The following is a 23,040-nucleotide window of genomic DNA, read 5'->3' as shown; positions in this document are numbered from 1 at the left end:
GGGCTTTCTACAGGCCAATATATAGGGGCCGTGCCTTGGCGCATGGGGCGCGTAGGGTCAAGACGGCAGGGTTAAGAGGCCGGACTTTGTGTTGCACAAACGCAGGCGTGCTACTGCGAAAGCAGGAGCCCAGCTCAAACGTCAGGACTCGGCTCCTGCTTTCGCTGGAGCGGGCCAAATTTATGGGTAATCGGGCCACGCGTCCCACCCCATCACCGGTAACCTCCCATACACGCCTTCACACATAGAACGCACTTGCCCCGGCCCCGCCCGGACCGCATGGAGACGATATGACCAGACTGTTTTCCCTGTTCGCCGGCATCGCCCTGCTGCTCGCTCCCTTCCCCGCGCTGGCGAAGGCGCCGGAAAGCGCAAGTCCGGCCCTGTGGGTGGTGAAGGATGCGGACACGACCATCTATCTTTTCGGGTCCGTGCATGTGTTGAAGCCCGGCACGCTCTGGTTCGACGATGAAGTCAAAGCCGCCTTCGACGCGTCGGACGAGCTGGTCCTGGAAATGGTCGAACCGCCAGCGCCGGAAATGGCGAAGGTCATGGGCGAACTCGGCATGGCGACGGACGGCAAGCCGCTTTCGGAAAAGCTCGATGCTACGGCGCGCGCGAAATATCTGGCGGCGATGGCGGATGCGGGCATCCCCTGGCAGGGTTTCGAGCGGTTCCAGCCCTGGATGCCGGGGGTGATGCTTTCCGTCATGCCGCTGGTGAAGGGCGGCTATCTGGCGGAGGAAGGCGTTGAGAAAATCTTGAGCGCCGCCGCTGCAACGGCGGGGAAACCTGTTATCGGCCTTGAAACCGCGTCGGAGCAGCTCGGCTACTTCGCTGGTCTCCCGGAAGCGCAGCAGATCGCCTTCCTCAATGAAACCGTCAACGGCCTGCCGAAAGCCGACGCCGAATTTGCCAACCTTATCAAAGCGTGGAAGGCCGGAAAGCCAGACAGCCTGGGGCGGCAGATGAACCGTTCTCTGGAGGCGACGCCGGAACTGGCGCAAGTGCTGCTGTTCGGCCGCAATGCGAAATGGGCGGACTGGATCGCCAACCGGCTCGAAAAGCCCGGAACGCTGTTCATCGCGGTCGGCGCTGGGCATCTGGCGGGTCCCCGGAGCGTGATCGCCGACCTGAGCGACAGGAAAATCGCAGTGAAGCGTGTGACCGCGCGGGACTTCAAGCAGAAATAACCTGCCCCTTCGCCGCGGTTCATTGACCGGCAGGTCCGGCATCCTAAATCTGCGATGATGCGCAAGTCCTTCGTCACCGTCATCGGCCTCGCCCTGCTGCTGCTCACTGCCTGCGGGTCCGAGCGGCCGCTGCGGGACACCCGCGAAGGTCCAGCGCTATGGAAAGCGCAGAGAGGCGAGACGACCGCCTATATCTTCGGGACGATCCATGTCCTGCCCAAGGGGCTTGCCTGGGAAACGCAGACGCTGCGCGATGCGATAGCCGGATCCGACCGGCTGGTGCTGGAGGCCGCAGGGCTGGACGATACGGCCGGATCGCATGAGATTTTCGCACGCCTTGGCCAAAGTCCCGGCCTTCCTGCTATCACCGACCGCGTGCCGCCGGACAAACGCCCAGCGCTGGAGGCGCTGATCCAGCGCGGCGGCATGAGCGCGCAGATGCTCTCCTCCTATGAAAGCTGGGCGGCGGCGATGCTGGTTTCGACGGTCAGCCAGCAAGACCTGAAACTTTCCGGCGAACAGGGCGTGGAGACGATATTGACGGCCGATTTCCGGGACGCCGGCAAACCGGTCGAGGGACTGGAGACAATTGAGCAGCAGCTTGGCGTGTTCGACCGCATGTCCGAACAGACCCAGCGCAAATTCCTCGCCGAAACCATCGGCCAGTCGCAGGATGTCGCGGCGCAGTTTGCGCGGATGAAATCGGCCTGGCTCTCCGGCGACATGGACGCCATCGCCCGCGACTTCGTGGCGGAAATCGCGCCGGAGCCGGAACTGATCGGGCCGCTGTTGACGGATCGCAACCGGGCCTGGGCCGCCAAGGTCGCCGTGATGCGCGGCCGCCCCTTCATCGCCGTCGGCGCTGCGCATCTGGCCGGGCCGGACAATCTGATCGCGCTATTGGAACGCGAGGGATTCAGGGTGAGCCGGGTTCAGTGACTGTAATTTACCCAAACAAATCATCCTGACCCGTTCGGGCTGAGCGAAGTCGAAGCCTTCTACTGAGCAAAGCGAAGTGCCTCACTTCGTTCGGCTGAGGGCTTCGACTTCGCTCAGCCTGAACGGTTTCATAGATCGACCAACTCACCGCTTCACCGCCTCCGCCCGCGCGATCAACGCCCTGGCCGCTTCGACATGCATCGCCTCGATCATCGCGCCTTCATGCCGTTCCGCCCCGCCGGTCGCGGCATCGATCAATCGCCGGGCTTCGGCCAGCGCTACCTCGTCCGGACCGAACACCGCATTGGCCGCCTCCACCTGATTGGGGTGGATCAGCGTCTTGCCGTCAAAGCCAAACGCATGCCCTTCCCGGCATTCCGCCTCAAAACCCGCGCTGTCGTCCAGCTTGTTATACACGCCGTCAAACACCGCCTTGCCCGATGCGCGCGCCGCCAGCACTACGGATTGCAGCGCGAAGGAAAGCCCGGCGCGCCCCGCCCCCGCCGGTATGCCCAGATCCCGGCGCAGATCATTATTCCCCATGAACAGCCCGGCCACACCGGCAAAGCCGCCAATGGCCACGGCCTGCGTCACGCCCAGCGCGCTCTCGATCATCGCGATCACCGGCTTGGCGCACACGCCATAGACATCATGAACCTGCTTTGCATTCTCCACCTTGGGCAGCACCACAAAGTCGGCCGCGCTGTTCTTGACCGCGATCATATCCGCGCCATGCCACGGCGTTCCGGCCATATTGATGCGGATGCCGACCAGCTTGCCCGCATAGTGGGCGGCCGCTGCGGTTGCGCCGTCCCGCGCCTCATCCTTGCGATCGTCGGGCACCGCATCCTCAAGGTCCAGTATCACCATGTCGCAGTCCAAACCCCGCGCCTTCTCCACCGCGCGCGCATTGGACGCGGGCAGGAACAGCAGCGAGCGGGCATGGTGAAGCTGGAAATTATGGTTGAGCATGGGCCTGAAACATCCTTCCGCATGGGAAACATCTTTCCCCCTCTCCCTTTTGGCGGCATAGTCAAGCCGGTAACCGGGGGAGGTCCTTTGATGGTCACGACTTTTGCACTGACGGTCGCGCTGCTCGTCATCATCTATCTTGCAAGCAGCCTGAAGGTCGTCCGGCAGGGCTATCAATATACGATTGAGCGGTTCGGCCGCTTTACCGAAGTGGCGCGTCCGGGCCTCAATTTCTACCCCGCCTTCTTCTATTCCGTTGGCCGCAAGATCAACATGATGGAGCAGGTTGTTGATATTCCGGGGCAGGAGATCATCACCAAGGACAATGCGATGGTGTCGGTCGACGGTGTCGTATTCTTCCAGGTGCTGGACGCCGCCAAGGCCGCCTATGAAGTCTCCGAGCTATATGTCGCAATCATGCAGCTTGCGACCACGAACCTGCGCACCGTCATGGGATCGATGGACCTTGATGAAACCCTGTCGAAGCGCGACGAGATCAACGCCCGGCTGCTGTCGGTGGTCGATCACGCCACCAATGCATGGGGCATCAAGATCACCCGCGTTGAGCTGAAGGACATCCGTCCGCCTGCCGATATCGTCAACGCCATGGGCCGCCAGATGAAGGCCGAGCGTGAGAAGCGCGCCAACATCCTGGAGGCGGAGGGCCTGAAAAGCTCCGAAATCCTGCGCGCCGAGGGCCAGAAGCAGGCGCAGATTCTGGAGGCCGAGGGCCGCCGCGAAGCCGCCTTCCGCGACGCAGAGGCGCGTGAGCGCGAGGCGGAGGCCGAGGCCAAGGCGACGCAAATGGTGTCAGACGCCATTGCACAGGGCAATCCGCAGGCGCTCAATTACTTCATCGCGCAGAAATATACCGACGCGGTGAGCCAGTTCGCCAACTCCACCAACGCCAAGACCATATTGTTCCCGGTCGAGGCGACGCAGCTTATCGGCACGCTCGGCGGCATCGGCGCGCTCGCCAAGGAAGCGCTGGGCGACAATGCCACGCCGCCCGCCCCGCCTGCGCCGCGTCCGCGCCCCGGCCCGTTCGAACAGGGCGGCCGCTGATGGAGCTGCTGTCCGGCATCGATTTCCACGACCATTGGTGGTGGATGATCCTGGCCGTGCTGCTGGGCATTGGCGAGATCATCATTCCCGGCGTGTTTCTGATCTGGGTGGCGATCGCCGCCGCCCTGACCGGCGGGATCGCGATGGCGACGGGGATCGGCCTTGCGAGCCAGATCGTGCTGTTTGCCGTGCTCTGCCTTGTCGCCACCTGGGCCGGGCGGCGCTGGTATGCGGGGAACCCCGTCGACTCCCAGGACCCCATGCTCAACGACCGTGTGGCGCGGCTGATCGGGGAAACGGTGATCGTGGTCGAGCCGATCACGGCCGGGCAAGGCAGGGTGAAGATTGGCGACAGCGTATGGAACGCCCGCGGCCCCGACGCCGCCGCCGGCGTATGGGTGCGCATCGTTGGCGCTGACGGCGCGACCGTGAAGGTGGAACTGGCCTGAGGGCGCTACGCGCCCTTTCCTGACCGTCCTTGTCGTCATCCCGGACTTGATCCGGGACACGCAAACGACAAGCCAATGAATCCCGCATCAAGTGCGGGATGACGCAAGGTATAATAGACGCCATTACCACCGCCTGTGTTGCCAAGGCGAAACACCAGGCCCATAACCCCGGCAAAGATAAAGCCGGAGACCTCCCCCAATGCCCTCCCCCATAACCACCAGCCGCCGCGATTTCCTGATCGCATCGGGCGCGACCCTTGCCCTGTCCACCTTCCCGGCAAACGCTGCCCAGTCGAGCGACGCCAAGGCGGAAGCAACTCTGTCCGACATGGCGGAGCAGATGCTCGCCGATTATCCGGAAAGCGCGACCAGCCTGGGCATAGACAAGGATGCGCGCGCGCCGCTCAAGTCGCGCCTGTTTGACCGCACGCCCGCCGGTATCGAAGCAGCGAAGAACCACGCCCTGTCGCGCCTGAAGAAGCTCAAGGCCATCGACCTCAAGGCTCTCTCCGCCGGAACCGCCACGGATGTCGATGTCGTGCGCACGGCGCATGAAACCGCGCTGGAGGGTTTCGCCTTTCCCTTTGGCGACATGGCCGCGATCAACAGCAACTGGTCCTACCGCAATTCGCCCTATGTCGTGGCGCAGAATACCGGCGCGTTCGTCGAAACCCCGGATTTCTTGGATAGCGGCCACCAGATCGCCTCCCCGGCCGATGCCGACGCCTATCTCGCCCGGCTGGAAAGCTATGCCCGAAATCTGGACGGGGAAACGCAGCGGCTGAAGGCGGATGCGGCGCGGGGCGTGATCCTGCCCTCCTTCCTGCTCGACAAGACATTGAAGCAACAGCAGGGCGCACTCGCCCAGCCGCTCGACCAGTGGGTCCCGGTCACCTCGATCGCGAAACGCGCGAAGGATTATCCCGGCGACTATGGCGCGAAGGCGCTCAAGATCATCACGGACAAGGTCGCGCCCGCCCTTAACCGGCAGGTCGCCGAACTGACCGCCCATCGCGCAAAGGCGACCGATGACGCAGGCGTATGGAAGCTGAAGGATGGCGAAGCCTATTATGCCTGGGCGCTGAAGGCCGGAACGACGACCACCATGTCGCCGGATGAAGTGCATGCGATGGGCCTGGACCAGCTCAAGGCGCTCCAGTCGGAGATGGATACGCTGCTCAAGAGTCTCGGCATGACCCAGGGCACGGTCGGCGAGCGTATGACAGCGCTGGGCAATGATCCCAAATATCTGTTCCCGAACACCGATGCCGGGCGGCAGCAAATTCTGGATTATATCAACGGCCGGATCGCCGACATCCGCACCCGCCTGCCCCGCGCCTTCGCCACGCTGGTCCCCGGACGGTTGATCGTGAAGCGCGTCCCTGTGGAGATCGAGGCGGGCGCGCCGGGCGGCTATGCCGGGCCGGGCACGATGGATGGATCGGTGCCGGGCAATTATTACATCAACCTGCGCGACACGAGCATGTGGCCGCGCCAGTCGCTGCCGACCCTCAGCTATCATGAGGGCATTCCCGGCCATATCTGGCAGGGCGAATATACTTTCAAGCTGCCGCTGGTCCGTTCCCTCCTCGCCTTCAACGCCTATTCTGAAGGGTGGGCGCTCTATGCCGAGCAGCTTGCCGACGAGCTTGGCGTCTATGAAGGCGATACGGTCGGCAAGCTCGGTTACCTCCAGTCCATCTCCTTCCGCGCCTGCCGCCTTGTCGTCGACACCGGCCTGCATGCCAAGAAATGGACAAGGCAGCAGGCGATCGACTGGTTCGCCAGCACCAACGGCTCCACGGTCGAGGAGGTTCAGGGCGAGGTGGACCGCTATTGCGCCTGGCCGGGGCAGGCCTGCGGATACAAGGTCGGGCACAGCGAGATCGTCCGCCTGCGCGAGAAAGCAAAGGCGGAACTGGGCGGCAAATATGATCTGCGCCTGTTTGATGATGCAGTCGTCAAGGGCGGCAATGTGCCGATGACCGTGCTGGGCCGGAACATCGACGCGCATATCGCGGAGCGGGCGAAGGCGTAGGTTGGACATCAACCTCCGTTCGCCCTGAGTGAAGTCGAAGGGTTCCACTGAGCACAGCGAAGTGTGCCTTCACTGCGTTCAGGCGAAGGCTTCGACTTCGCTCAGCCCGAACGGAGGTGGGAGGCTGTTCCCGCCTCCCACTCCTCACCCCTTGCTTTTCCCGCCATCCGCCGCTATTGGCGCCGCGTCCCGGCATGGTCATCCCTGGAGGCGTGACGGGCATGTATACTCAAACAGCTTTTGGAGACATGCAATGAGCGATCAGCTTACGCTGTCGGCCGAGGCACGCGATCGGGCAGGCAAGGGAGCCTCCCGCGCTCTCCGCCGCGAGGGCCGCGTACCCGCCGTCATTTATGGCAATAATGAAGAACCGACCATCGTCCACGTCGAGGAAAAGGCGCTGGTGAAGCTCCTTGGAACCGGCCACTTCTTCAACTCGGTGGTGATGGTGAACGGCGTTCGCACCCTGCCGAAGGACGTTGCCTTCCACCCGGTTACCGATCGCCCGCTGCATGTCGATTTCCTGCGCGTGTCCGAACATGCGACCGTGCACGTCAACGTGCCTGTCCTGTTCAAGAATGAAGAAGCCTCGCCCGGTCTGAAGCGCGGCGGCGTGCTGAACATCGTTCGCCACGAAGTCGAACTGATCGTCGATGCGGCCGAAATTCCCGATGATGTGGTCGTCGACCTGACCGGCTTCGATGTCGGCGATTCGATCCACATCAGCGCCGTCACGCTGCCCAAGGGCGCGAAGTCGGCCATTGAGGACCGCGACTTCACCATCGCGACCATCGTCGCCCCGTCCGCGCTCAAGAGCCAGGAAGGCGACAATGAGACCGCGGCGGAGGGTGAAGCAGAGGCGTAAGCCTTTCTTTCTCGCACCGCTTATCCCCGTTCGGGCTGAGCCTGTCGAAGCCCTGTTCTTCCTTGAAGATCAGGCATTCCTTCGACAAGCTCAGGACGAACGGGGTTTATTTTTGGGGAATATGCCGTGCAACTCTGGGTCGGCCTTGGCAATCCGGGTCCGCAATATGCCCTCAACCGGCATAATGTCGGCTTCATGGCCGCCGATGTTCTGGCGGAGATGTATGGCTTTTCCGCGCCGAAACGCCAGTTTCAGGGCTGGTTTTCCGAAGGCCGCATCGGCCCGGAAAAGATCGCGCTCCTGAAGCCCGCCACCTTCATGAACGAAAGCGGCCGCGCCGTTGGCGAAGCCATGCGCTTCTACAAGCTCGCCGCCGAGGACGTCACCGTCTTTCACGATGAACTGGACCTTGCGCCCATGAAGGTGAAGGTGAAGCGCGGCGGCGGCACCGCCGGGCATAACGGTCTGCGCTCGACGGAGGCGCATATCGGCAACCCGTTCCGCCGGGTGCGTATCGGCATCGGCCATCCGGGTCACAAGGACCGCGTGCATGGTTATGTGCTCGGCAATTACGCAAAGGTTGAGATGGACCCGCTATCCGACATGCTTGCCGCCATCGGCGCGGAAGCGGAATGGCTGGCGAAGAATGATGATGTCCGCTTTATGAGCGATGTGGCGGGGCGATTGGCGGACTAAAATAAGGCCCGCACCGATAATCTGAAATACAACGTGCTCCTGCGAAAGCAGGAGCCCAGTTGAGACCTCAGGACTGGGCTCCTGTCTTCGCAGGAGCACGCCATCAATCAAAACAAACTAATGCCGCACCCACAGGCTGATCGCGGCGGCATGGTTCATCCGGCTACGCCCGGCGCCCTGGTCGATCCACTGGTTCAGATACCCCGCCTCGATCGTCGTGGCTCCCTTTACCGGAATCTCCAGCCCCACAAAGTTGCGGATCTGGTCGAATCCGCCCCGCGCGCCCCAATCCGTATCGTTCAGCGCGACGAACAGTTCGGAATATATCAATGCGCTTGGCCCCTGAACGCCCGGTTTCAGCGGCTTTTCGTACCTTAACATCTCCCGCGCGCGCCACCCCGTATCGCGTCCGTCGGATCGCCAGCGCTGCTCCAGCCGCGTCCGGGACGACAGCTCCCCGCCCCAAGGCTTGCCGATGTTCCAGCTTATCTGCTGGAAACTGCGTTCCTCATTGACGTCCCGGCCGCCATCGACCGGCTGCACGACATGGGCATAGCCCTGATACAGAGTGACGGCCGGGCTGAACCGCCAGCCGATCGCCCCGCGCATGATCGCCGCCTCCGTCCGCGACACGCCATCGCCAAAACGCGGCTGCAACTCGCCGAAATAGACCAGATCGCCGGATATCGGCCCCATCACGGTCAGGTTGATCCACAGTTGTTCGTCATGCCGGGTTTCGGCCTGCGCCATCGTGGGAAGCAGGGCAAGGGCGGCGGCCATCAGGGCCGGAAGCAATTTTCGCATGGGATCGGGCCGATAATGACCCTGCATTTTCGAGAGATGTCCGCGAGGTTACATTTTGTCGCTGGCGCGTTTCCCGCTGCATCGCCCCAAGCCACTGGCAAATCCGCGCCTAAGCCTGTATCGGGCGCTACTTTCAGGATTACAGGCCGGATTGCGGGCCAGCATACAGGATAGTCTCATGGGTTTTCGTTGCGGTATCGTCGGCCTCCCCAATGTCGGCAAGTCGACCCTGTTCAATGCGCTGACGGAAACGCAGGCGGCGCAGGCGGCCAACTATCCCTTCTGCACGATCGAACCGAATGAGGGCCGGGTCGCCGTGCCCGACGACCGGCTGCAGCAGATCGCGAAGATCGGCGGATCGGCCAAGATCATAGAGACGCAACTCGCCTTCGTCGATATCGCCGGCCTCGTGCGCGGCGCGTCGAAGGGCGAGGGCCTTGGCAACCAGTTCCTTGCCAACATCCGCGAGACCGACGCCATCGTCCATGTCCTGCGCTGTTTCGAGGATGACGACATCACCCATGTCGAGGGTAAGGTTGATCCAATTGCCGATGCGGAGACGGTCGAAACCGAACTGATGCTCGCGGACCTCGAAAGCCTGGAAAAGCGCGTTCCCAACCTTTTGAAAAAAGGGCAGCAGGGCGACAAGGAGGCCAAGGCGGCGGCCGCCGTGCTCGGCCAGGCTCTCGACCTGCTGCGCGAGGGCAAGCCCGCCCGCCTGACCCAGCCCAAGGATGTGGAGGAAGCCCGCCTGTTCGAGCAGGCGCAGTTGCTGACCGCCAAGCCCGTGCTCTACGTGTGCAATGTCGAGGAAGCCGCAGCGTCGGAAGGCAATGCCTATTCCGCCCGCGTGTTCGAAAAGGCGGCGGCCGAGGGCGCGAAGGCGGTCATCGTTTCCGCCGCGATCGAAGCGGAGCTGATCACCATGCCCGCTGAGGAGCGCGGCGAATATCTGGAGGCTCTGGGCCTGACCGAGGCCGGTCTCGCCCGTATCATCCGCGCGGGCTATGAACTGCTCGGCCTGATCACCTTCTTCACCGTCGGCCCAAAGGAAGCCCGCGCCTGGACAGTGACGCGCGGTTCGAAGGCCCCGCAGGCGGCCGGCGCGATCCACAGCGATTTTGAGAAGGGCTTCATCCGCGCCGAGACCATGGCCTATGCCGACTATGTCCAATATAATGGCGAGGCGGGAGCCAAGGAGGCGGGCAAGTGGCGCGCGGAAGGCAAGGAGTATGTCACCCAGGACGGAGACATCATGCTTTTCCGGTTCAACGTGTAGGCTAGTTTGCCTTGATCGCCGTTGGCCCTGAGCTTGTCGAAGGGCTGCACTTTCTTTCGAAGAAGGACAGGGCTTCGACAAGCTCAGCCCGAACGGAGGGTGGGTTTGAACACATGACCCTCAAATCCGCCTTCCTGCCGAGTGTCGATGCGCAGACCCGCGTACTGATCCTCGGCAGCCTTCCCGGCGAACGCTCGCTGGCGGCGAATGAATATTACGCCCATCCGACCAACGCCTTCTGGTGGCTGGTCGGCGAAGTCATTGGCGAACCGCTGCCAGCCCTGCCCTATGCCCAACGCCTGGCCCGGCTGAAAGCGCGCCACATCGGCCTGTGGGACGTCATCGCCACGGCGCGGCGGCATGGCAGCTTGGACGGCGCGATCCGCGACGCCACCCATCGCGATCTCGCCGGACTTGCAACGACACTGCCGGACCTGCGCGCCATCGCCTTTAACGGCGGCGAAGCGGCCCGGCGCGGACGCAAACAGTTGGCGGACGTTGATCGCTATGCGCTGATCGACCTTCCCTCCTCCAGCGCCGCCTATGCTGGCCTCCCCCGCGATGGGAAATTGGCGGCTTGGCGCGAAATTACGCCATTTCTGTTGTGACGGGTGGCTAGGGCGGCGCCAATCCTGTATCAGCGCCCCACATGCGTCTGCTCATCGCCCTTCTGATCGCCTGTCTGACGGCTCCCGCGCTGGCCGCTGCGCATTGCGCCGAGCCTGCGCCTGCCCAGGAGCCTGCCGTCTCGCATCATGGACATGAAGGGCATGCGCCGTCATCCCCAGACCCCATGCCCGCCAAAGCGATGGCCGCGCATGAATGCATAGGCTGCATTCCGCCGACCCACGGCCTTGCGCGTTTCGCAGCTTCGGTCCGCCACGTCCTTGCTTTGCGGCATGATCGCACGGCCCCTTCCCTGCGCCTGGCGTCAGCGCCCGCGCCGGAAACGCCCCCTCCCAAACGCCTCGTCTGAACCATCGGAAGACCCTCGACTTCCTAATTGCGTTTACAGACAGGATACTCACAATGAACAGACGATATTGGCGCGTCGTGGCTCCGGCTGCGGCGGCGATTGCAATGCCTGCGGCGGGGATTTCCATACCCGCAATGGCGCAGGATATGGATCACAGCATGATGGACCACGGCCATACTGAACATGGCCAAGGAGATCATGGCCAGATGGATCATGGCAATACCATCGACCATTATACCGAAGGATCGGTACTGGATGATGGAACCATGATCTTGCCGGCGGCCCCAAAACGGAACCGCGCCAGCATAGGCTCCGGCACCGCCCGCATACCGGGTGCGGACGGCAGCATGAACGGCCTCCACGTCATGACCGGCGACTGGATGCTGATGGCGCATGGATATGCCTGGGGCGTCTATACCGATCAGGGCGGCGCGCGCGGCGATGACAAGGCCTATGTCCAGTCGATGCTGATGGCGACCGCCGAACGTCCGCTGGGCGATGGCGCGCGGCTGACACTCAAATCCATGTTCAGCCTGGAACCGCTGATGTCGGCGCGCGGCTACCCCAATCTTTTCGCGACCGGAGAGACGGCGAACGGCATCGCCCTGATCGACCGGCAGCACCCCCATGACCTGTTCATGGAACTGGCGGCGCGGATCGATGTCGATATCGCCCCCGGAGCCACCGCCTTCCTCTATGGCGGCCCGGTCGGCGAACCCGCATTGGGGCCAAGCGCCTTCATGATGCGCCGTTCCTCCCGCTACAATGCGGAAGCGCCAATCACCCATCATTGGTTCGACAGCACCCATATCACCTATGGCGTGGTGACGGCGGGCGTTTCCGCCAGCGCGTTCCAGATCGAGGCGTCGGCCTTCCGCGGCCGGGAACCGGACGAGGAACGATGGGGCATCGAAACGCCAAAGCTCGATAGCTGGTCCGTACGCGGAACGTGGAGTCCTTCGCCCAACTGGGCGGCGCAAGTCAGCTATGGCCGGATCAAAAACCCGGAAGCCCTGCATGACGATGAGGATGAAGGGCGGTTGACGGCCAGTGTCAGTTATGGCGATGACCGGCTGTCCGTAACCGGCGCCTTCTCGGCCAAGAACCGCCTTCCAGGCCCGGTGCTGACCGCCTGGCTGCTGGAGGCGAACTGGAATCCGGCCGGCGGACACAATCTGTTCGGCCGGATCGAGAATGTGGAGAATGACGAACTGTTCCCAGAAGGCGACCCGCTGCATGGCGCGGCGTTCCGGGTGACGAAGATGCAGGCGGGCTATGCCTATCGCATCCCTCTCGGCAAGATGTTCGGCCTCGCTCTAGGCGGATCGGCGGCCATCTATGACAAGCCCCGCGCGCTGGACGCAGCCTATGGCAAAAATCCGGTCGGCTTGACCGCATTCGCCAAACTCTCGCTCGGCGATTGATCCAAGGAGACCCGGTGGCGTCATGGTTCCGTCACCGGGTCTCTGATAGGGGGGAGGATAGACGAACGGGATTCGCTGATGCCGCTGTTTCTGCGTGTTGTTTTCCTCTCTTTCCTGCTCATCGCCACCGCCTGCGCGCCGGTGCGGGAGCGGCCCGCAATGCCGGCCGGGCAGGATGTGCGGCCGCCCGTCACCATTCTCATCTCGATAGACGGTTTCCGGCCCGACTATCTGGATCGGGGCGTGACGCCCCATCTCTCAAGGCTGGCGGCCGAGGGCGTCAGCGCGTCCATGCGCCCCTCCTTCCCGTCAAAGACTTTCCCCAATCACTGGGCCATCGTCACCGGCAGGCGGCCCGACCATAATGGCATCGTCGCCAACAGCATGGAGGATGCGAGCCGTCCGGGCGAGACGTTCACCATGGCGAGCGATGATCCCTTCTGGTGGAATGAGGCTGAACCCATCTGGGTCGCCGCCGAAAAGGCGGGAGTGCGAACGGCGACGATGTTCTGGCCTGGATCGAACGTCGCCTGGGGCGGCATTCGCGATCCCAAATGGCCGAACCCGATCGCCGGGGGCACGCGCCCGTCAAACTGGCTGCAGTTCAACCAGGCAATCACCGGGGACCAGCGCGTCGATGCCGTGATCGACTGGCTCCGCCGCCCGGCCGGTACCCGTCCCGTTTTCCTGACGCTCTATTTCGATACGGTGGACACCGCCGGTCATCAGTCCGGGCCGGATGCGGCACAGACCCGCGACGCCATCGCGCAGGTGGACCGGAGCATCGGCAGGCTGACCAACGGCCTGGCTATGCTGGGCCAGACAGCAAATCTTGTTATCGTGTCCGATCATGGCATGGCGGCGACATCCACCGATCGCTGGATCGCTCTCGACACGCTTGCCGATCCGGCCGACTATCGCGTGCTGGAGACTGGCCCCTTCGCCAGCATCTACCCCGTTCCCGGTCATGAGAAGAAGCTGGAGGCGGCGCTGCTTAAACCGCATGCCCATCTGAATTGCTGGCGGAAGGCGGATATTCCGGCGCGCCTCCATTACGGCGCCAATCCGCGCGTCCCGCCTTATTTCTGCCTCGCGGAAAACGGCTGGCTGATCGAAAAGACAGCGCCGAAAGAAGCGTCGGCCGGCGGCACGCACGGTTATGACAATGCAGCGCCGGATATGGCGGCGCTGTTCATCGCAAACGGTCCCGCGATCCGCAGGGGCGCTCCGGTCAAACCCGGCTTCGACAATGTCGACGTCTACCCCCTGCTGGCCCGGCTTATCGGTGTCGCGCCACAGCCGGGCGATGGCGATCCGGCAACGCTTGACCGGCTCTCCGCCACGCCATAGTCGATCGGTCATGACAGCATGGTTTGAAGATATTGAGGTCGGCGCGAAAGACAGTTTCGGCCGTTATGAGGTGACGCGCGAAGAAGTGATCGGTTTCGCGTCGAAATATGACGCCCAGCCCTTTCACCTGTCCGACGAGGGAGCCGCCCCCACCCATTTCCGCCGGCTGGCGGCGAGCGGGTGGCACACTGGTTCCATGATGATGGCGATGACCGTCGCCCGCATGCAGGAAAGGCCCGGCGTTCAGGAATCCAGCCTAGGAGCGATAGGGATCGACGAGCTTCGCTGGCTGCGCCCGGTCTATCCCGGCGACATATTGCGCTGCGAATCGGAAGTGCTGGAAAAAATCCCGTCCCGCAGCAAGCCGGACCGGGGCGTCGTCCGCGTGCTTACGACAGTCATTAATCAGGATGATGCGCCGGTAATGACCATGATCGCGATCCTGATCATCCGCACCCGGCCAGACGATCCAGCATAGGCGGCCTTTCCCTACCCTGGCAAAACATGTCTTGATTGACCACCCCGCTATCCCGCATGGAACCGCCGACCCTAGGGGGACCGCCATGCCGACGCTCGCCAATCTCGCCGCCTTCGCCCTGATCGCACTGGGCATGGTGCTGACGCCCGGCCCGAACATGCTCTACCTCATTTCGCGATCCATCTGTCAGGGGCGGCGCGCTGGCCTGATCTCGCTGGGCGGCGTGGCGGCAGGCTTCCTGTTTTACATGCTCTGCGCCGCTCTTGGCATCACCGCGCTGCTGATGGCGGTGCCGTTCGCCTATGATGCGCTTCGCTTCGCTGGGGCGCTGTACCTGCTCTGGCTGGCATGGCAGGCGATCCGTCCCGGCGGCCGATCGCCCTTCCAGGTCCGGGATCTTCAGCCGGATTCCCCGCGACGGCTGTTCGTCATGGGCTTCATGACCAACCTGCTCAATCCCAAGGTGGCGGTAATCTACCTGTCGCTGCTGCCCCAATTTATAGATCCGGCGCGCGGCCATGTTCTTGGCCAGTCGCTCATTCTGGGCGGCACGCAGATCGCGATCAGCGTCGCGGTCAATGCCCTGATCGCCATGACGGCAGGCTCCATCGCCACCCTGCTCGTGCAGCGTCCAAGCTGGGCGACCATTCAGCGCTGGCTGATGGCGACGGTGTTGGGCGGGCTGGCGGTGCGGATGGCAACGGAAGCGGGACGGTAGGAAAGCCCCGCCCTCGGATCATTTCCGCCCGAACAGCTTCTCTATATCGGCGTGACCCAGCTTCACCCATGTCGGGCGGCCGTGATTGCATTGGCCGCTGCGAGGTGTGACCTCCATCTCACGGAGCAGGGCGTTCATTTCAGTGACTGACAGGACACGCCCGGCCCTGACCGACCCGTGGCAGGCCATCGTCGCCGCCACATGGTCTAGCCGCTCCTTCAGGCTCAGCGCGGAGTCGTAGGCGGCAAGGTCATCGGCGAGGTCATTGACCAGCCCCTGCACATCGCCCGCCCCCAGCATGGCTGGCGTGGCCCTAACGAGCATGGCCGCGGGGCCGAAGCGTTCCAGTTCCAGCCCGAATTCCGACAATTCGGCAATGCGCGCCTCCAGCCGGTCGCAGGCGGGTTCGTCCAGTTCCACCACCTCCGGCAGAAGCAGCGCCTGCGAGGGCACGCCTGCCCCATCCATTGCCCACCGCATCCGCTCCAGCACCAGCCGCTCATGCGCCGCATGCTGGTCGACCAGCACCAGCCCGTCCTCTGCCTCCGCGACAATATAGGTCTTGGCCACCTGCCCACGCGCAACGCCCAGCGGGAAGCTCTGCGCCTTTGGCGGCGCCTGCTCCGCCGTCTCCGCTCGCGCCATCGGCAGCGGCGCCAGGAAGGATGGACGGCGGTCAGCGACGGATTGATAGTTCGGCGCGCGGTCCAGCAGGGTCGCCGCCTGCCCGACCGCATCGAAAATGGGCATCGTCCCAATAGGCGTCGGGGAAACAGGCTCGGCGCGCCATGCTCCCAGTCCCGCCGGGTCCGCCCGCTGCACGGATCGAAAACCGGCATCATCGAGCGCACGGCGAATGCCGCTGACGATCATGCCGCGGATCAACGCGGGTTCACGGAACCGCACTTCGGTCTTGGCCGGATGCACATTCACATCGACCTCGCCGGGCGGCATATCCAGAAACAGCGCGACGACGGGATGCCTGTCCCGCGCCAGCATGTCGGCATAGGCGGCGCGGACGGCGCCGACGAGCAGCCGGTCCCGCACCGGGCGGCCGTTGACGAACAGAAACTGATGGTCGGCCACACCGCGATTATAGGTGGGGAGGCCCGCAACACCCGTCAGCGCAATGCCATCCCGGACAAGATCGATGATGACGTGATTGTCGGCCAGCGCCCGGTCGGTCAGCGCCGCGACTCGGTCCTCACGCCCTTCGTCAGCCTGCACGCCCAGAGCGCGACGGCCATCATGTTCCAGGGAGAAGGCGATGTCGGGCCGCGCCATCGCCAGACGTTTTACGACATCCAGACAGGCGGCATATTCCGATCGCGCGGAACGCAGGAATTTCCGGCGCGCAGGCACACGCGCAAAAAGCTGCTCCACCTTGATCCGCGTGCCGCGCGGGATGGCGGCCGGCCCTTCGGAAAGCAAGGCTCCATTATCGACGACTCGCTGCCATCCTTCGGCCCCATCCGGCCGGCTTTCTATGGACATGCGCGCGACGCTGGCGATGGAGGGCAGCGCTTCGCCGCGGAAACCCAGCGTTGAGACCATTTCTATAGCATCGTTGGGAAGCTTTGATGTGGCGTGCCGTTCCAAGGCAAGGGCCATGTCGGCGCGGCTCATGCCGCACCCATCGTCGCTAACCTCTATCCCGTCCAGCCCGCCATTGGACAGCCGGACAGCGATTCGCCGGGCACCAGCGTCGACGGCGTTTTCAACCAATTCCTTGAGCGCGCTGGCCGGTCTCTCCACCACTTCGCCCGCGGCGATGCGATTGACCAGATGCTCGGGCAGGCGGCGTATTGACATATGTCAGGGACTAGCCCAAGCGAACGCTTTCCGCGACCCGCCGCCCGACAAATATTTCGCCCGTTCAGGCCGTGCTATGCGGAAAACAGATGAATATTGCGCGGTGTCCCTGAGCGCTCCGGGGCCTTCGCACGGGACAGGAAACAGCATGTCGGTCTTCTCGCGTTTGTTCAAATTCTCCTCTCAGGACATGGCCATCGACCTCGGAACCGCCAACACCGTGGTCTATGTGCGCGGACGCGGCATCGTCCTCAACGAACCGTCTGTGGTGGCGGTGGAGACGTTGAACGGCATCAAGCGGGTGAAGGCGGTCGGCGACGACGCCAAGCTGATGATGGGCAAGACGCCCGATTCGATTGAGGCGATCCGGCCGCTGCGCGACGGCGTCATCGCCGACATCGACGTCGCCGAGCAGATGATCAAGCACTTCATCACGAAGGTGCATGGCGGCAAGGCGCGTCCTTGGCGCTTCCCCGAAATCGTGATCTGCGTCCCCTCCGGCTCCACCAGCGTCGAGCGCCGCGCTATCCGCGACGCGGCCAGCAATGCCGGCGCAAGCCAGGTGTTCCTGATCGAGGAGCCGATGGCCGCCGCGATCGGCGCTGACATGCCCGTGACCGAGCCGATCGGTTCGATGGTCGTCGATATCGGCGGCGGCACGACCGAAGTCGCCGTGCTCTCGCTGCGCGGCCTGGCCTACACCACGTCCGTCCGCGTGGGCGGCGACAAGATGGACGAGGCCATCGTCTCCTACGTCCGCCGTCACCACAACCTGCTGATCGGCGAAGCGACGGCCGAGCGGATCAAGAAGCAATATGGCGTGGCGCAGGCGCCCAGCGACGGCGTAGGCGAGACGATCCACATCAAGGGCCGCGACCTCGTAAACGGCGTTCCGAAGGAAATCTCGATCAATCAGGGCCAGATTGCCGACGCGCTGGCCGAACCGATCAGCACCATCGTCGAGGGCGTGCGCATCGCGCTGGAGAATACCGCGCCGGAACTGGCGGCGGATATCGTCGATCAGGGCATCGTGCTCACTGGCGGCGGCGCGCTGCTCAAGGGTCTGGATGACGAACTGCGCGACGAGACCGGCCTGCCTGTCACCGTCGCAGAGGATCCATTGACCTGCGTCGCGATCGGCACCGGCCGCGCGATGGAAGATCCGATGTTCCGGGGCGTGTTGCAGACCGCTTAGGCGTAAAAGGGGATAAAAGATGGCGCGGCCGCCCAGCCGGCGCCCCGGCCAGAACCGGAAGGCGCAATATAGCCTCTTTGCAAGCTATGTCGTTGCCGTCACCGGAGCGCTGGCCGGCCTGCTGCTGATCATCATAGCCATGTTCGACCCGACCGGTTTCGCCGCGATCCGTTCCGCAGGCGCGGAAATCACGCGTCCGGCGTCTTCCGGCCTTAAGGAACTTGTCAGCGGAATCGGCACCGTCGACGAACGGATCGCCGCCTTTTACCGGGCAGGCTCCCAGAATGTGTCCCTGCGCCGCCAGGTGGACATAAACCGCACCCGCCTGATCGAAGCAGCCGCCATTGAGCAGGAGAATGTCCGGCTCAAGAAACTGCTCAAACTGGTGGAGGAGGAAAAGGATGAGGTAGCAACCGCTCGCCTGATCAGTTCTTCGTCGTCCAGCACGCGGCGGCTGGCGCGTCTCAACGCAGGCCGGTCGCAAGGGGCCTATCCCGGCATGCCCGTGCGTGCGCCGGAAGGACTTATCGGCCGCATCTACACGGCCGGTTCAAACACATCCGATGTGCTGCTTCTTACCGACAGCAGCAATGTAGTGCCTGTCCGCCGCTCGACCGACAATATCGCGGGCATATCCACCGGCGCGGATGACGGATCGCTACAGATCAAATCCCTGAGCGCGGGGCGCAACCCGTTCAAGCCCGGCGACATATTGGTCACGTCCGGAACCGGCGGCCTGTACCAGCCGAACATTCCGGTAGCGATCGTGGTGCGGATCGCCGGGGACGACGCCGTTGCGGTGCCGCTTGCCAGCCCCGCGCGCGTCGAGATGGTGATGGTGCAGCGCCCGTTCGAGGAAAGCCTGGCCAGATCGCCGGGCACGAGCAAGCAGCAAAGCGCGGGCCAGCAACGCGCCGCCCCTGTCGCACTTCCTCCAGCGACCGCTCCAAACTCGGCCAATATTGCGCCCGCTACATCGGCGGACAACGCCGCGAGCGTGGCGCAATGATCCCGCAAGGCCCGAAACTCGGCAATCACCCTTCCCGCTTCCGGCTGGAGGGGACGCCGGTGATTACGGTCATGCTTGGTTCCATGGCGACGGCTTTGCCCGTCGTGGTGTCCTCGCCGGTCATGCCGCCGTTCGGTCTGCTGCTGCTGCTGTCGTGGCGACTGTTGCGGCCAGAGCTGTGGCAGGCGTGGATCGCCCTGCCCCTCGGCCTGTTCGATGACGTGATGAGCGGCCAGCCGCTGGGCAGCGCCATGTTCCTGTGGACTATCACCCTGATCGGTATCGATTCCACGGAGCGGCAACTCTATTGGAGGGATTATTGGCAGGACTGGCTTATCGCCGCCGCTGCGATTATCTTCTGCCTTTCAGGGGGTCTCTTGTTCGCGCGCCTTACCGGCGGCGGGGGAACGATGATGCTGATTGCGCCGCAGATTCTGTGGTCCGTACTGCTTTACCCGTTCGTCGCGCGTCAGTGTGCGTGGCTTGATCGCTGGCGCATCATGGCATGAAATTCGGCAAGTCCAGCGGCAAGATCGTTACCCAGGCAAGCCAGTCCTTCTCCTTCACGCGCCGCGCCATGGTTCTGGGCGGCATACAGGGGGGCGTCGGCCTGCTTCTGGCCGGGCGGATGGCCTGGATCAGCGTCGCGGAAAATGAGAAATATCAGCTTCTTTCCGAAAGCAACCGCGTCAACCTGACCCTCATCCCGCCCCGGCGCGGATGGATCGTTGATCGTCACGGCCGCCCGCTCGCCAACAACCGCACCGATTTCCGCGTCGACATCATTCCGGACAGGTTGCGGGACAAGGATGCGACCATCGCCAGCCTCGCGCGGATTCTGGCCATCCAGCCGGATGAGGTGGAGCGCATCCATGAGGATCTGGAAAAGGCCGCCGGTTTCCAGCCGGTGGAGGTCGCCGCCAATCTCGATTACGAACAATATGCCGCCGTAAGCGTCCGCCTGCCCGATTTGCCCGGCGTCGCGCCCGCTCAGGGTTTTTCCCGGCATTATCCGGCCGGGGCCGCCGTCGGCCATCTCATCGGCTATGTCGGTACGGCGTCGGCCAAGGATTATGAGACGCGGCGCGACCCCTTGCTCATCACGCCGGGATTCAAGATCGGCAAAGACGGCCTGGAAAGCAGCCTGGAACGCGAACTGACCGGGAAACCGGGCGCAAAGCGGGTGGAAGTCACCGCTCGCGGGAAGATCGTACGGGAATTGACCACGCGTCCCGACACGCCGGGCAAGACGATCCGCATGACGATCGACGCGGGATTGCAGGAATATGCCGGCCGGCGCCTTGGCACGCAATCTGGGTCAGTGGTGGTCATCGATTGTCACAGCGGGGACCTGCTGGCGATGGCATCAATGCCCAGCTACGATCCGAACAGCTTCTCGGACGGCATTTCCCACGCGGAATGGGATATGTTGTCGCAGGATGACCATGTTCCCCTGCGCAACAAGACGCTCAAGGGCCTCTATCCCCCCGGTTCGACCGTCAAGCCAATGGCTGCCCTGGCCTTTCTGGAGGCTGGCCTGCGCCCGGAGGAAACGGTGAATTGCTCCGGAGCCATCCGCGTCGGCAACGCCCTGTTCCACTGCTGGAGCCGTCGCGGCCATGGCGCCGTCAACATGCATCGGGGGATCGCGCAAAGCTGCGACATCTATTTCTATGTGATGGCGCAACGCATGGGCATGCAGGTGATCGCCGATATGGCCCGGCGGCTGGGCATGGGCCAGAAATTCCCCTTGCCCTATCCCAGTCAAAGCTATGGCACCGTACCCGACCCGGCATGGAAGCTGCGCAAATATCAGCAGGATTGGCAGATTTACGACACGGTAAACGCCACAATCGGGCAAGGCTATATGCTCATTAACCCGACCCAGCTTGCTGTCATGGCCTCGCGCATCGCTTCGGGCAAGGAGTTGATGCCGCAATTGATGTATAAGGCGAACCGCCAGCCTCCCAAGGCTCTGGGCGTGTCGCAGGAGCATCTTTCGGTCATCCACAACGCCATGAGCGCGGTCGTGAACGGTGGCGGCACCGGGGGCGCCGCCCGCCTTCCGGTGCCTGACGTGCTGATGGCGGGCAAGACCGGCACGGCGCAGGTGCGGCGCATCACCATGGCGGAACGCGCAGGCGGCGTGCGGGGCAATGCCTCCCTGCCATTCAAGCTGCGCGACCATGCGCTGTTTCAGGGGTTCGCGCCCTATGACAATCCCCGCTACGCCGTCGGCACGATCATCGAGCATGGCGGCCATGTCAGCCGGATACAGGATGCGCCAATGATATCGGCCGATGTCATCAGCTATTTGTTCGATCCAGCCAAAGCGGTGGAACGGCTGGAAAAATATGAGAAGGACTGGGGCGGTCCTCCGGCCACCCGGCTGGCGGCGCAGATGGCCGAATATCGCCGGGCCAAGGGTCTGGCCGCCGTGCCAGGCGATGCCGCGCCGCCGACGGACGCCAATGCGGCGAATGTCGCGAACGCGGCCGACGATGCTGCCCAGCCCCCTTCCAACGCCGCGCATGACGGGGATGTGCCCGAATGAGCAGCCTGGTCCCCGCCCCCATAGCCAGCCTGCCATGGCGGCTGCTCATCCTGCTCACCTGCATCGCCAGCTTTGGAACGGTGGTGCTCTACAGCGCGGCGGGGGGGAGCCTTACGCCCTGGGCGATAAACCAGGGCGCTCGCTTCTGCATATTCCTGGCCATGGCGCTCACCCTGTCCCGCCTGCCGGTCTCCCTTTTCTCGAAAATCGCGCTTCCCGGCTATGCCTGTGTTCTTGTCGCTCTAGTGCTTGTGGAACTGATCGGCGGCGTTGCCGGCGGCAGTCAGCGGTGGATAAATCTGGGCTTCATGCAATTGCAGCCGTCGGAATTCATGAAGCCGATGATCGTTCTGGCCGTTGCCCAATTTTATGCGCGGCTTCCGGTCGGGGAATTGCGGCGTTGGGCCGCGATATGGCCCGCGCTTACCCTGATCGGCTTTCCCGCCGTTCTGGTGCTTATCCAGCCCGACCTAGGCACATCCACCATGATCGTGGCCGGGGGCGTTACCGTGATGTTTCTTGCCGGCTTGCCGCTACGCCTGTTCATCGGGTCCGGCCTGGCGGTCGCCGCCGCCATCCCGGTCGCCTTCAGCTTCCTGCATGACTATCAGCAGAAACGGGTGCTCATCTTCCTCGATCCCGAAAGCGATCCGCTTGGCGCGGGATATCATATCAGCCAGTCGAAGATCGCCATCGGCTCCGGCGGCATTTTCGGCAAGGGCTTCCTCAACGGCACGCAAAGCCACCTCGACTATCTGCCGGAAGGACATACCGACTTCGTATTCGCAACGATGGCGGAGGAATGGGGATTGGTGGGCGGCATCGCCCTGATCGTGGCGTTCGGGCTGCTGTTCCGCTGGGGCATCAGAGTAGCGCTCAGAACCCAGGACAAATTCTCCCGGCTTGCCGCCGCCGGACTCACCACCACCATATTCTTCTACGTCGCGATCAATACGTTGATGGTCATGGGCCTTGCCCCGGTCGTCGGCATTCCCCTGCCCTTCATGTCCTATGGCGGGTCATCAATGCTCACGGTGATGCTGTGCATTGGCGTCATCATGGCCATAGACCGGGACAAAAAGTCCCCCGGCAGTTGGACCTGATGCGCGGCACCACGAAAAATCGGCCAGCCTTCCGCATTTGATGTTTGCAAAGGCGGAAGATCATGCTAACCGCCGCGCCTCACCGGGAAAACCAGCCCGGCACGCGGCCCTGGCAGCCACG

The 23,040-nt window shown here is 63.5% G+C and carries 22 protein-coding genes; 19 read left to right on the top strand and 3 right to left on the bottom strand.

From position 1 onward, the window contains the following. Positions 1–290 precede the first annotated feature (290 nt). Together KFK14_RS07950 and KFK14_RS07945 are read left to right on the top strand one after the other, a co-directional pair. Entirely contained in the window at positions 291–1,193 is a 903-nt protein-coding gene (locus tag KFK14_RS07950; protein WP_212610492.1) for a TraB/GumN family protein, read from the top strand. A gap of 54 nt (positions 1,194–1,247) precedes the next feature. Further along, positions 1,248–2,132 (top strand): TraB/GumN family protein, encoded by an 885-nt coding sequence (locus tag KFK14_RS07945; RefSeq protein ID WP_212610491.1) that lies wholly within the window; start codon positions 1,248–1,250, stop codon positions 2,130–2,132. Between the two features lie 144 nt (positions 2,133–2,276). On the opposite strand, the gene KFK14_RS07940 is transcribed toward KFK14_RS07945, so the two are convergent. Continuing rightward, positions 2,277–3,104 (bottom strand): HpcH/HpaI aldolase/citrate lyase family protein, encoded by an 828-nt coding sequence (locus KFK14_RS07940; RefSeq protein ID WP_212610490.1) that lies wholly within the window; start codon positions 3,102–3,104, stop codon positions 2,277–2,279. A gap of 90 nt (positions 3,105–3,194) precedes the next feature. On the opposite strand from KFK14_RS07940, the gene KFK14_RS07935 reads away from it, so the two are divergent. From KFK14_RS07935 to pth, 5 genes are all read left to right on the top strand, one after another. Beyond that, positions 3,195–4,169, top strand: a complete 975-nt coding sequence (locus tag KFK14_RS07935) for an SPFH domain-containing protein (protein ID WP_070152661.1) — start codon at positions 3,195–3,197, stop codon at positions 4,167–4,169. Next, entirely contained in the window at positions 4,169–4,618 is a 450-nt protein-coding gene (locus tag KFK14_RS07930; protein WP_212610489.1) for an NfeD family protein, read from the top strand. Before KFK14_RS07935 ends, KFK14_RS07930 begins: the two co-directional genes overlap by 1 nt. A 211-nt stretch (positions 4,619–4,829) precedes the next feature. Then, entirely contained in the window at positions 4,830–6,656 is a 1,827-nt protein-coding gene (locus KFK14_RS07925; protein ID WP_212611081.1) for a DUF885 domain-containing protein, read from the top strand. Between the two features lie 253 nt (positions 6,657–6,909). Continuing rightward, the gene (locus KFK14_RS07920; RefSeq protein WP_212610488.1) at positions 6,910–7,521 is read left to right on the top strand and encodes a 50S ribosomal protein L25/general stress protein Ctc; all 612 of its coding nucleotides are present in this window, start codon (positions 6,910–6,912) and stop codon (positions 7,519–7,521) included. 126 nt (positions 7,522–7,647) lie between these two features. Next, positions 7,648–8,217, top strand: coding sequence for an aminoacyl-tRNA hydrolase (pth, locus tag KFK14_RS07915; protein WP_212610487.1), 570 nt, complete (start codon positions 7,648–7,650; stop codon positions 8,215–8,217). A 117-nt stretch (positions 8,218–8,334) separates the two neighbouring features. On the opposite strand, the gene KFK14_RS07910 is transcribed toward pth, so the two are convergent. After that, a complete protein-coding gene (locus KFK14_RS07910; protein ID WP_212610486.1) occupies positions 8,335–9,021 on the bottom strand; it encodes a DUF2490 domain-containing protein in 687 nt (228 codons plus the stop codon). Between the two features lie 178 nt (positions 9,022–9,199). On the opposite strand from KFK14_RS07910, the gene ychF reads away from it, so the two are divergent. From ychF to KFK14_RS07875, 7 genes are all read left to right on the top strand, one after another. Further along, positions 9,200–10,300, top strand: coding sequence for a redox-regulated ATPase YchF (gene ychF / locus KFK14_RS07905; RefSeq protein WP_212610485.1), 1,101 nt, complete (start codon positions 9,200–9,202; stop codon positions 10,298–10,300). Between the two features lie 113 nt (positions 10,301–10,413). Then, on the top strand, positions 10,414–10,908 hold the full coding sequence (locus KFK14_RS07900) for a DNA-deoxyinosine glycosylase (protein ID WP_212610484.1): 495 nt from the start codon (positions 10,414–10,416) through the stop codon (positions 10,906–10,908). A gap of 41 nt (positions 10,909–10,949) precedes the next feature. After that, positions 10,950–11,276, top strand: a complete 327-nt coding sequence (locus KFK14_RS07895) for a hypothetical protein (RefSeq protein ID WP_212610483.1) — start codon at positions 10,950–10,952, stop codon at positions 11,274–11,276. Positions 11,277–11,329: 53 nt separating this feature from the next. Continuing rightward, positions 11,330–12,700: a hypothetical protein gene (locus KFK14_RS07890; RefSeq protein ID WP_246524961.1), complete on the top strand. Its 1,371-nt coding sequence runs from the start codon at positions 11,330–11,332 to the stop codon at positions 12,698–12,700. A 78-nt stretch (positions 12,701–12,778) separates the two neighbouring features. Next, the gene (locus KFK14_RS07885) at positions 12,779–14,050 is read left to right on the top strand and encodes an alkaline phosphatase family protein (protein ID WP_212610482.1); all 1,272 of its coding nucleotides are present in this window, start codon (positions 12,779–12,781) and stop codon (positions 14,048–14,050) included. A 10-nt stretch (positions 14,051–14,060) separates the two neighbouring features. Then, positions 14,061–14,528, top strand: a complete 468-nt coding sequence (locus KFK14_RS07880) for a MaoC family dehydratase (protein WP_070151768.1) — start codon at positions 14,061–14,063, stop codon at positions 14,526–14,528. Between the two features lie 85 nt (positions 14,529–14,613). After that, positions 14,614–15,246 (top strand): LysE family translocator, encoded by a 633-nt coding sequence (locus KFK14_RS07875; protein ID WP_212610481.1) that lies wholly within the window; start codon positions 14,614–14,616, stop codon positions 15,244–15,246. A gap of 18 nt (positions 15,247–15,264) precedes the next feature. On the opposite strand, the gene mutL is transcribed toward KFK14_RS07875, so the two are convergent. Next, positions 15,265–17,058, bottom strand: a complete 1,794-nt coding sequence (gene mutL, locus KFK14_RS07870; RefSeq protein WP_212610480.1) for a DNA mismatch repair endonuclease MutL — start codon at positions 17,056–17,058, stop codon at positions 15,265–15,267. Between the two features lie 148 nt (positions 17,059–17,206). On the opposite strand from mutL, the gene KFK14_RS07865 reads away from it, so the two are divergent. From KFK14_RS07865 to rodA, 5 genes are read left to right on the top strand one after another with little or no spacing between them, the layout of a single operon-like run. Beyond that, positions 17,207–18,253 carry a rod shape-determining protein gene (locus KFK14_RS07865; RefSeq protein ID WP_070151762.1) on the top strand — a complete coding sequence of 349 codons (1,047 nt, stop codon included), beginning with the start codon at positions 17,207–17,209 and terminating at the stop codon, positions 18,251–18,253. Between the two features lie 19 nt (positions 18,254–18,272). Beyond that, positions 18,273–19,262, top strand: coding sequence for a rod shape-determining protein MreC (mreC, locus tag KFK14_RS07860; RefSeq protein WP_212610479.1), 990 nt, complete (start codon positions 18,273–18,275; stop codon positions 19,260–19,262). Then, positions 19,259–19,771 carry a rod shape-determining protein MreD gene (mreD, locus tag KFK14_RS07855; protein WP_070151760.1) on the top strand — a complete coding sequence of 171 codons (513 nt, stop codon included), beginning with the start codon at positions 19,259–19,261 and terminating at the stop codon, positions 19,769–19,771. Before mreC ends, mreD begins: the two co-directional genes overlap by 4 nt. Continuing rightward, positions 19,768–21,816 carry a penicillin-binding protein 2 gene (mrdA, locus tag KFK14_RS07850; protein WP_212610478.1) on the top strand — a complete coding sequence of 683 codons (2,049 nt, stop codon included), beginning with the start codon at positions 19,768–19,770 and terminating at the stop codon, positions 21,814–21,816. Before mreD ends, mrdA begins: the two co-directional genes overlap by 4 nt. After that, complete coding sequence (gene rodA, locus KFK14_RS07845; RefSeq protein ID WP_212610477.1) at positions 21,813–22,919, top strand: rod shape-determining protein RodA; 1,107 nt, start codon at positions 21,813–21,815, stop codon at positions 22,917–22,919. Before mrdA ends, rodA begins: the two co-directional genes overlap by 4 nt. Positions 22,920–23,040 lie beyond the last annotated feature (121 nt).

This window comes from Sphingobium phenoxybenzoativorans (assembly GCF_018286635.1).
Lineage (GTDB): Bacteria > Pseudomonadota > Alphaproteobacteria > Sphingomonadales > Sphingomonadaceae > Sphingobium > Sphingobium phenoxybenzoativorans.
The sequence above is the reverse complement of the archived record's forward strand: the minus strand, read 5'-3'. Positions and strand labels throughout refer to the sequence as shown.

What these genes read in the sequence shown, in the direction of transcription:
- KFK14_RS07900 (WP_212610484.1), top strand. Translation starts at nt 10,414, where the DNA reads ATGACCCTCAAATCCGCCTTCCTGCCGAGTGTCGATGCGCAGACCCGC.
- KFK14_RS07935 (WP_070152661.1), top strand. Translation starts at nt 3,195, where the DNA reads ATGGTCACGACTTTTGCACTGACGGTCGCGCTGCTCGTCATCATCTAT.
- mreD (WP_070151760.1), top strand. Translation starts at nt 19,259, where the DNA reads ATGATCCCGCAAGGCCCGAAACTCGGCAATCACCCTTCCCGCTTCCGG.
- mutL (WP_212610480.1), bottom strand. Translation starts at nt 17,058, where the DNA reads ATGTCAATACGCCGCCTGCCCGAGCATCTGGTCAATCGCATCGCCGCG.
- KFK14_RS07910 (WP_212610486.1), bottom strand. Translation starts at nt 9,021, where the DNA reads ATGCGAAAATTGCTTCCGGCCCTGATGGCCGCCGCCCTTGCCCTGCTT.
- KFK14_RS07940 (WP_212610490.1), bottom strand. Translation starts at nt 3,104, where the DNA reads ATGCTCAACCATAATTTCCAGCTTCACCATGCCCGCTCGCTGCTGTTC.
- mrdA (WP_212610478.1), top strand. Translation starts at nt 19,768, where the DNA reads ATGAAATTCGGCAAGTCCAGCGGCAAGATCGTTACCCAGGCAAGCCAG.
- KFK14_RS07885 (WP_212610482.1), top strand. Translation starts at nt 12,779, where the DNA reads ATGCCGCTGTTTCTGCGTGTTGTTTTCCTCTCTTTCCTGCTCATCGCC.
- KFK14_RS07930 (WP_212610489.1), top strand. Translation starts at nt 4,169, where the DNA reads ATGGAGCTGCTGTCCGGCATCGATTTCCACGACCATTGGTGGTGGATG.
- KFK14_RS07920 (WP_212610488.1), top strand. Translation starts at nt 6,910, where the DNA reads ATGAGCGATCAGCTTACGCTGTCGGCCGAGGCACGCGATCGGGCAGGC.
- ychF (WP_212610485.1), top strand. Translation starts at nt 9,200, where the DNA reads ATGGGTTTTCGTTGCGGTATCGTCGGCCTCCCCAATGTCGGCAAGTCG.
- KFK14_RS07875 (WP_212610481.1), top strand. Translation starts at nt 14,614, where the DNA reads ATGCCGACGCTCGCCAATCTCGCCGCCTTCGCCCTGATCGCACTGGGC.
- KFK14_RS07865 (WP_070151762.1), top strand. Translation starts at nt 17,207, where the DNA reads ATGTCGGTCTTCTCGCGTTTGTTCAAATTCTCCTCTCAGGACATGGCC.
- mreC (WP_212610479.1), top strand. Translation starts at nt 18,273, where the DNA reads ATGGCGCGGCCGCCCAGCCGGCGCCCCGGCCAGAACCGGAAGGCGCAA.
- KFK14_RS07950 (WP_212610492.1), top strand. Translation starts at nt 291, where the DNA reads ATGACCAGACTGTTTTCCCTGTTCGCCGGCATCGCCCTGCTGCTCGCT.
- rodA (WP_212610477.1), top strand. Translation starts at nt 21,813, where the DNA reads ATGAGCAGCCTGGTCCCCGCCCCCATAGCCAGCCTGCCATGGCGGCTG.
- KFK14_RS07880 (WP_070151768.1), top strand. Translation starts at nt 14,061, where the DNA reads ATGACAGCATGGTTTGAAGATATTGAGGTCGGCGCGAAAGACAGTTTC.
- KFK14_RS07945 (WP_212610491.1), top strand. Translation starts at nt 1,248, where the DNA reads ATGATGCGCAAGTCCTTCGTCACCGTCATCGGCCTCGCCCTGCTGCTG.
- KFK14_RS07890 (WP_246524961.1), top strand. Translation starts at nt 11,330, where the DNA reads ATGAACAGACGATATTGGCGCGTCGTGGCTCCGGCTGCGGCGGCGATT.
- KFK14_RS07895 (WP_212610483.1), top strand. Translation starts at nt 10,950, where the DNA reads ATGCGTCTGCTCATCGCCCTTCTGATCGCCTGTCTGACGGCTCCCGCG.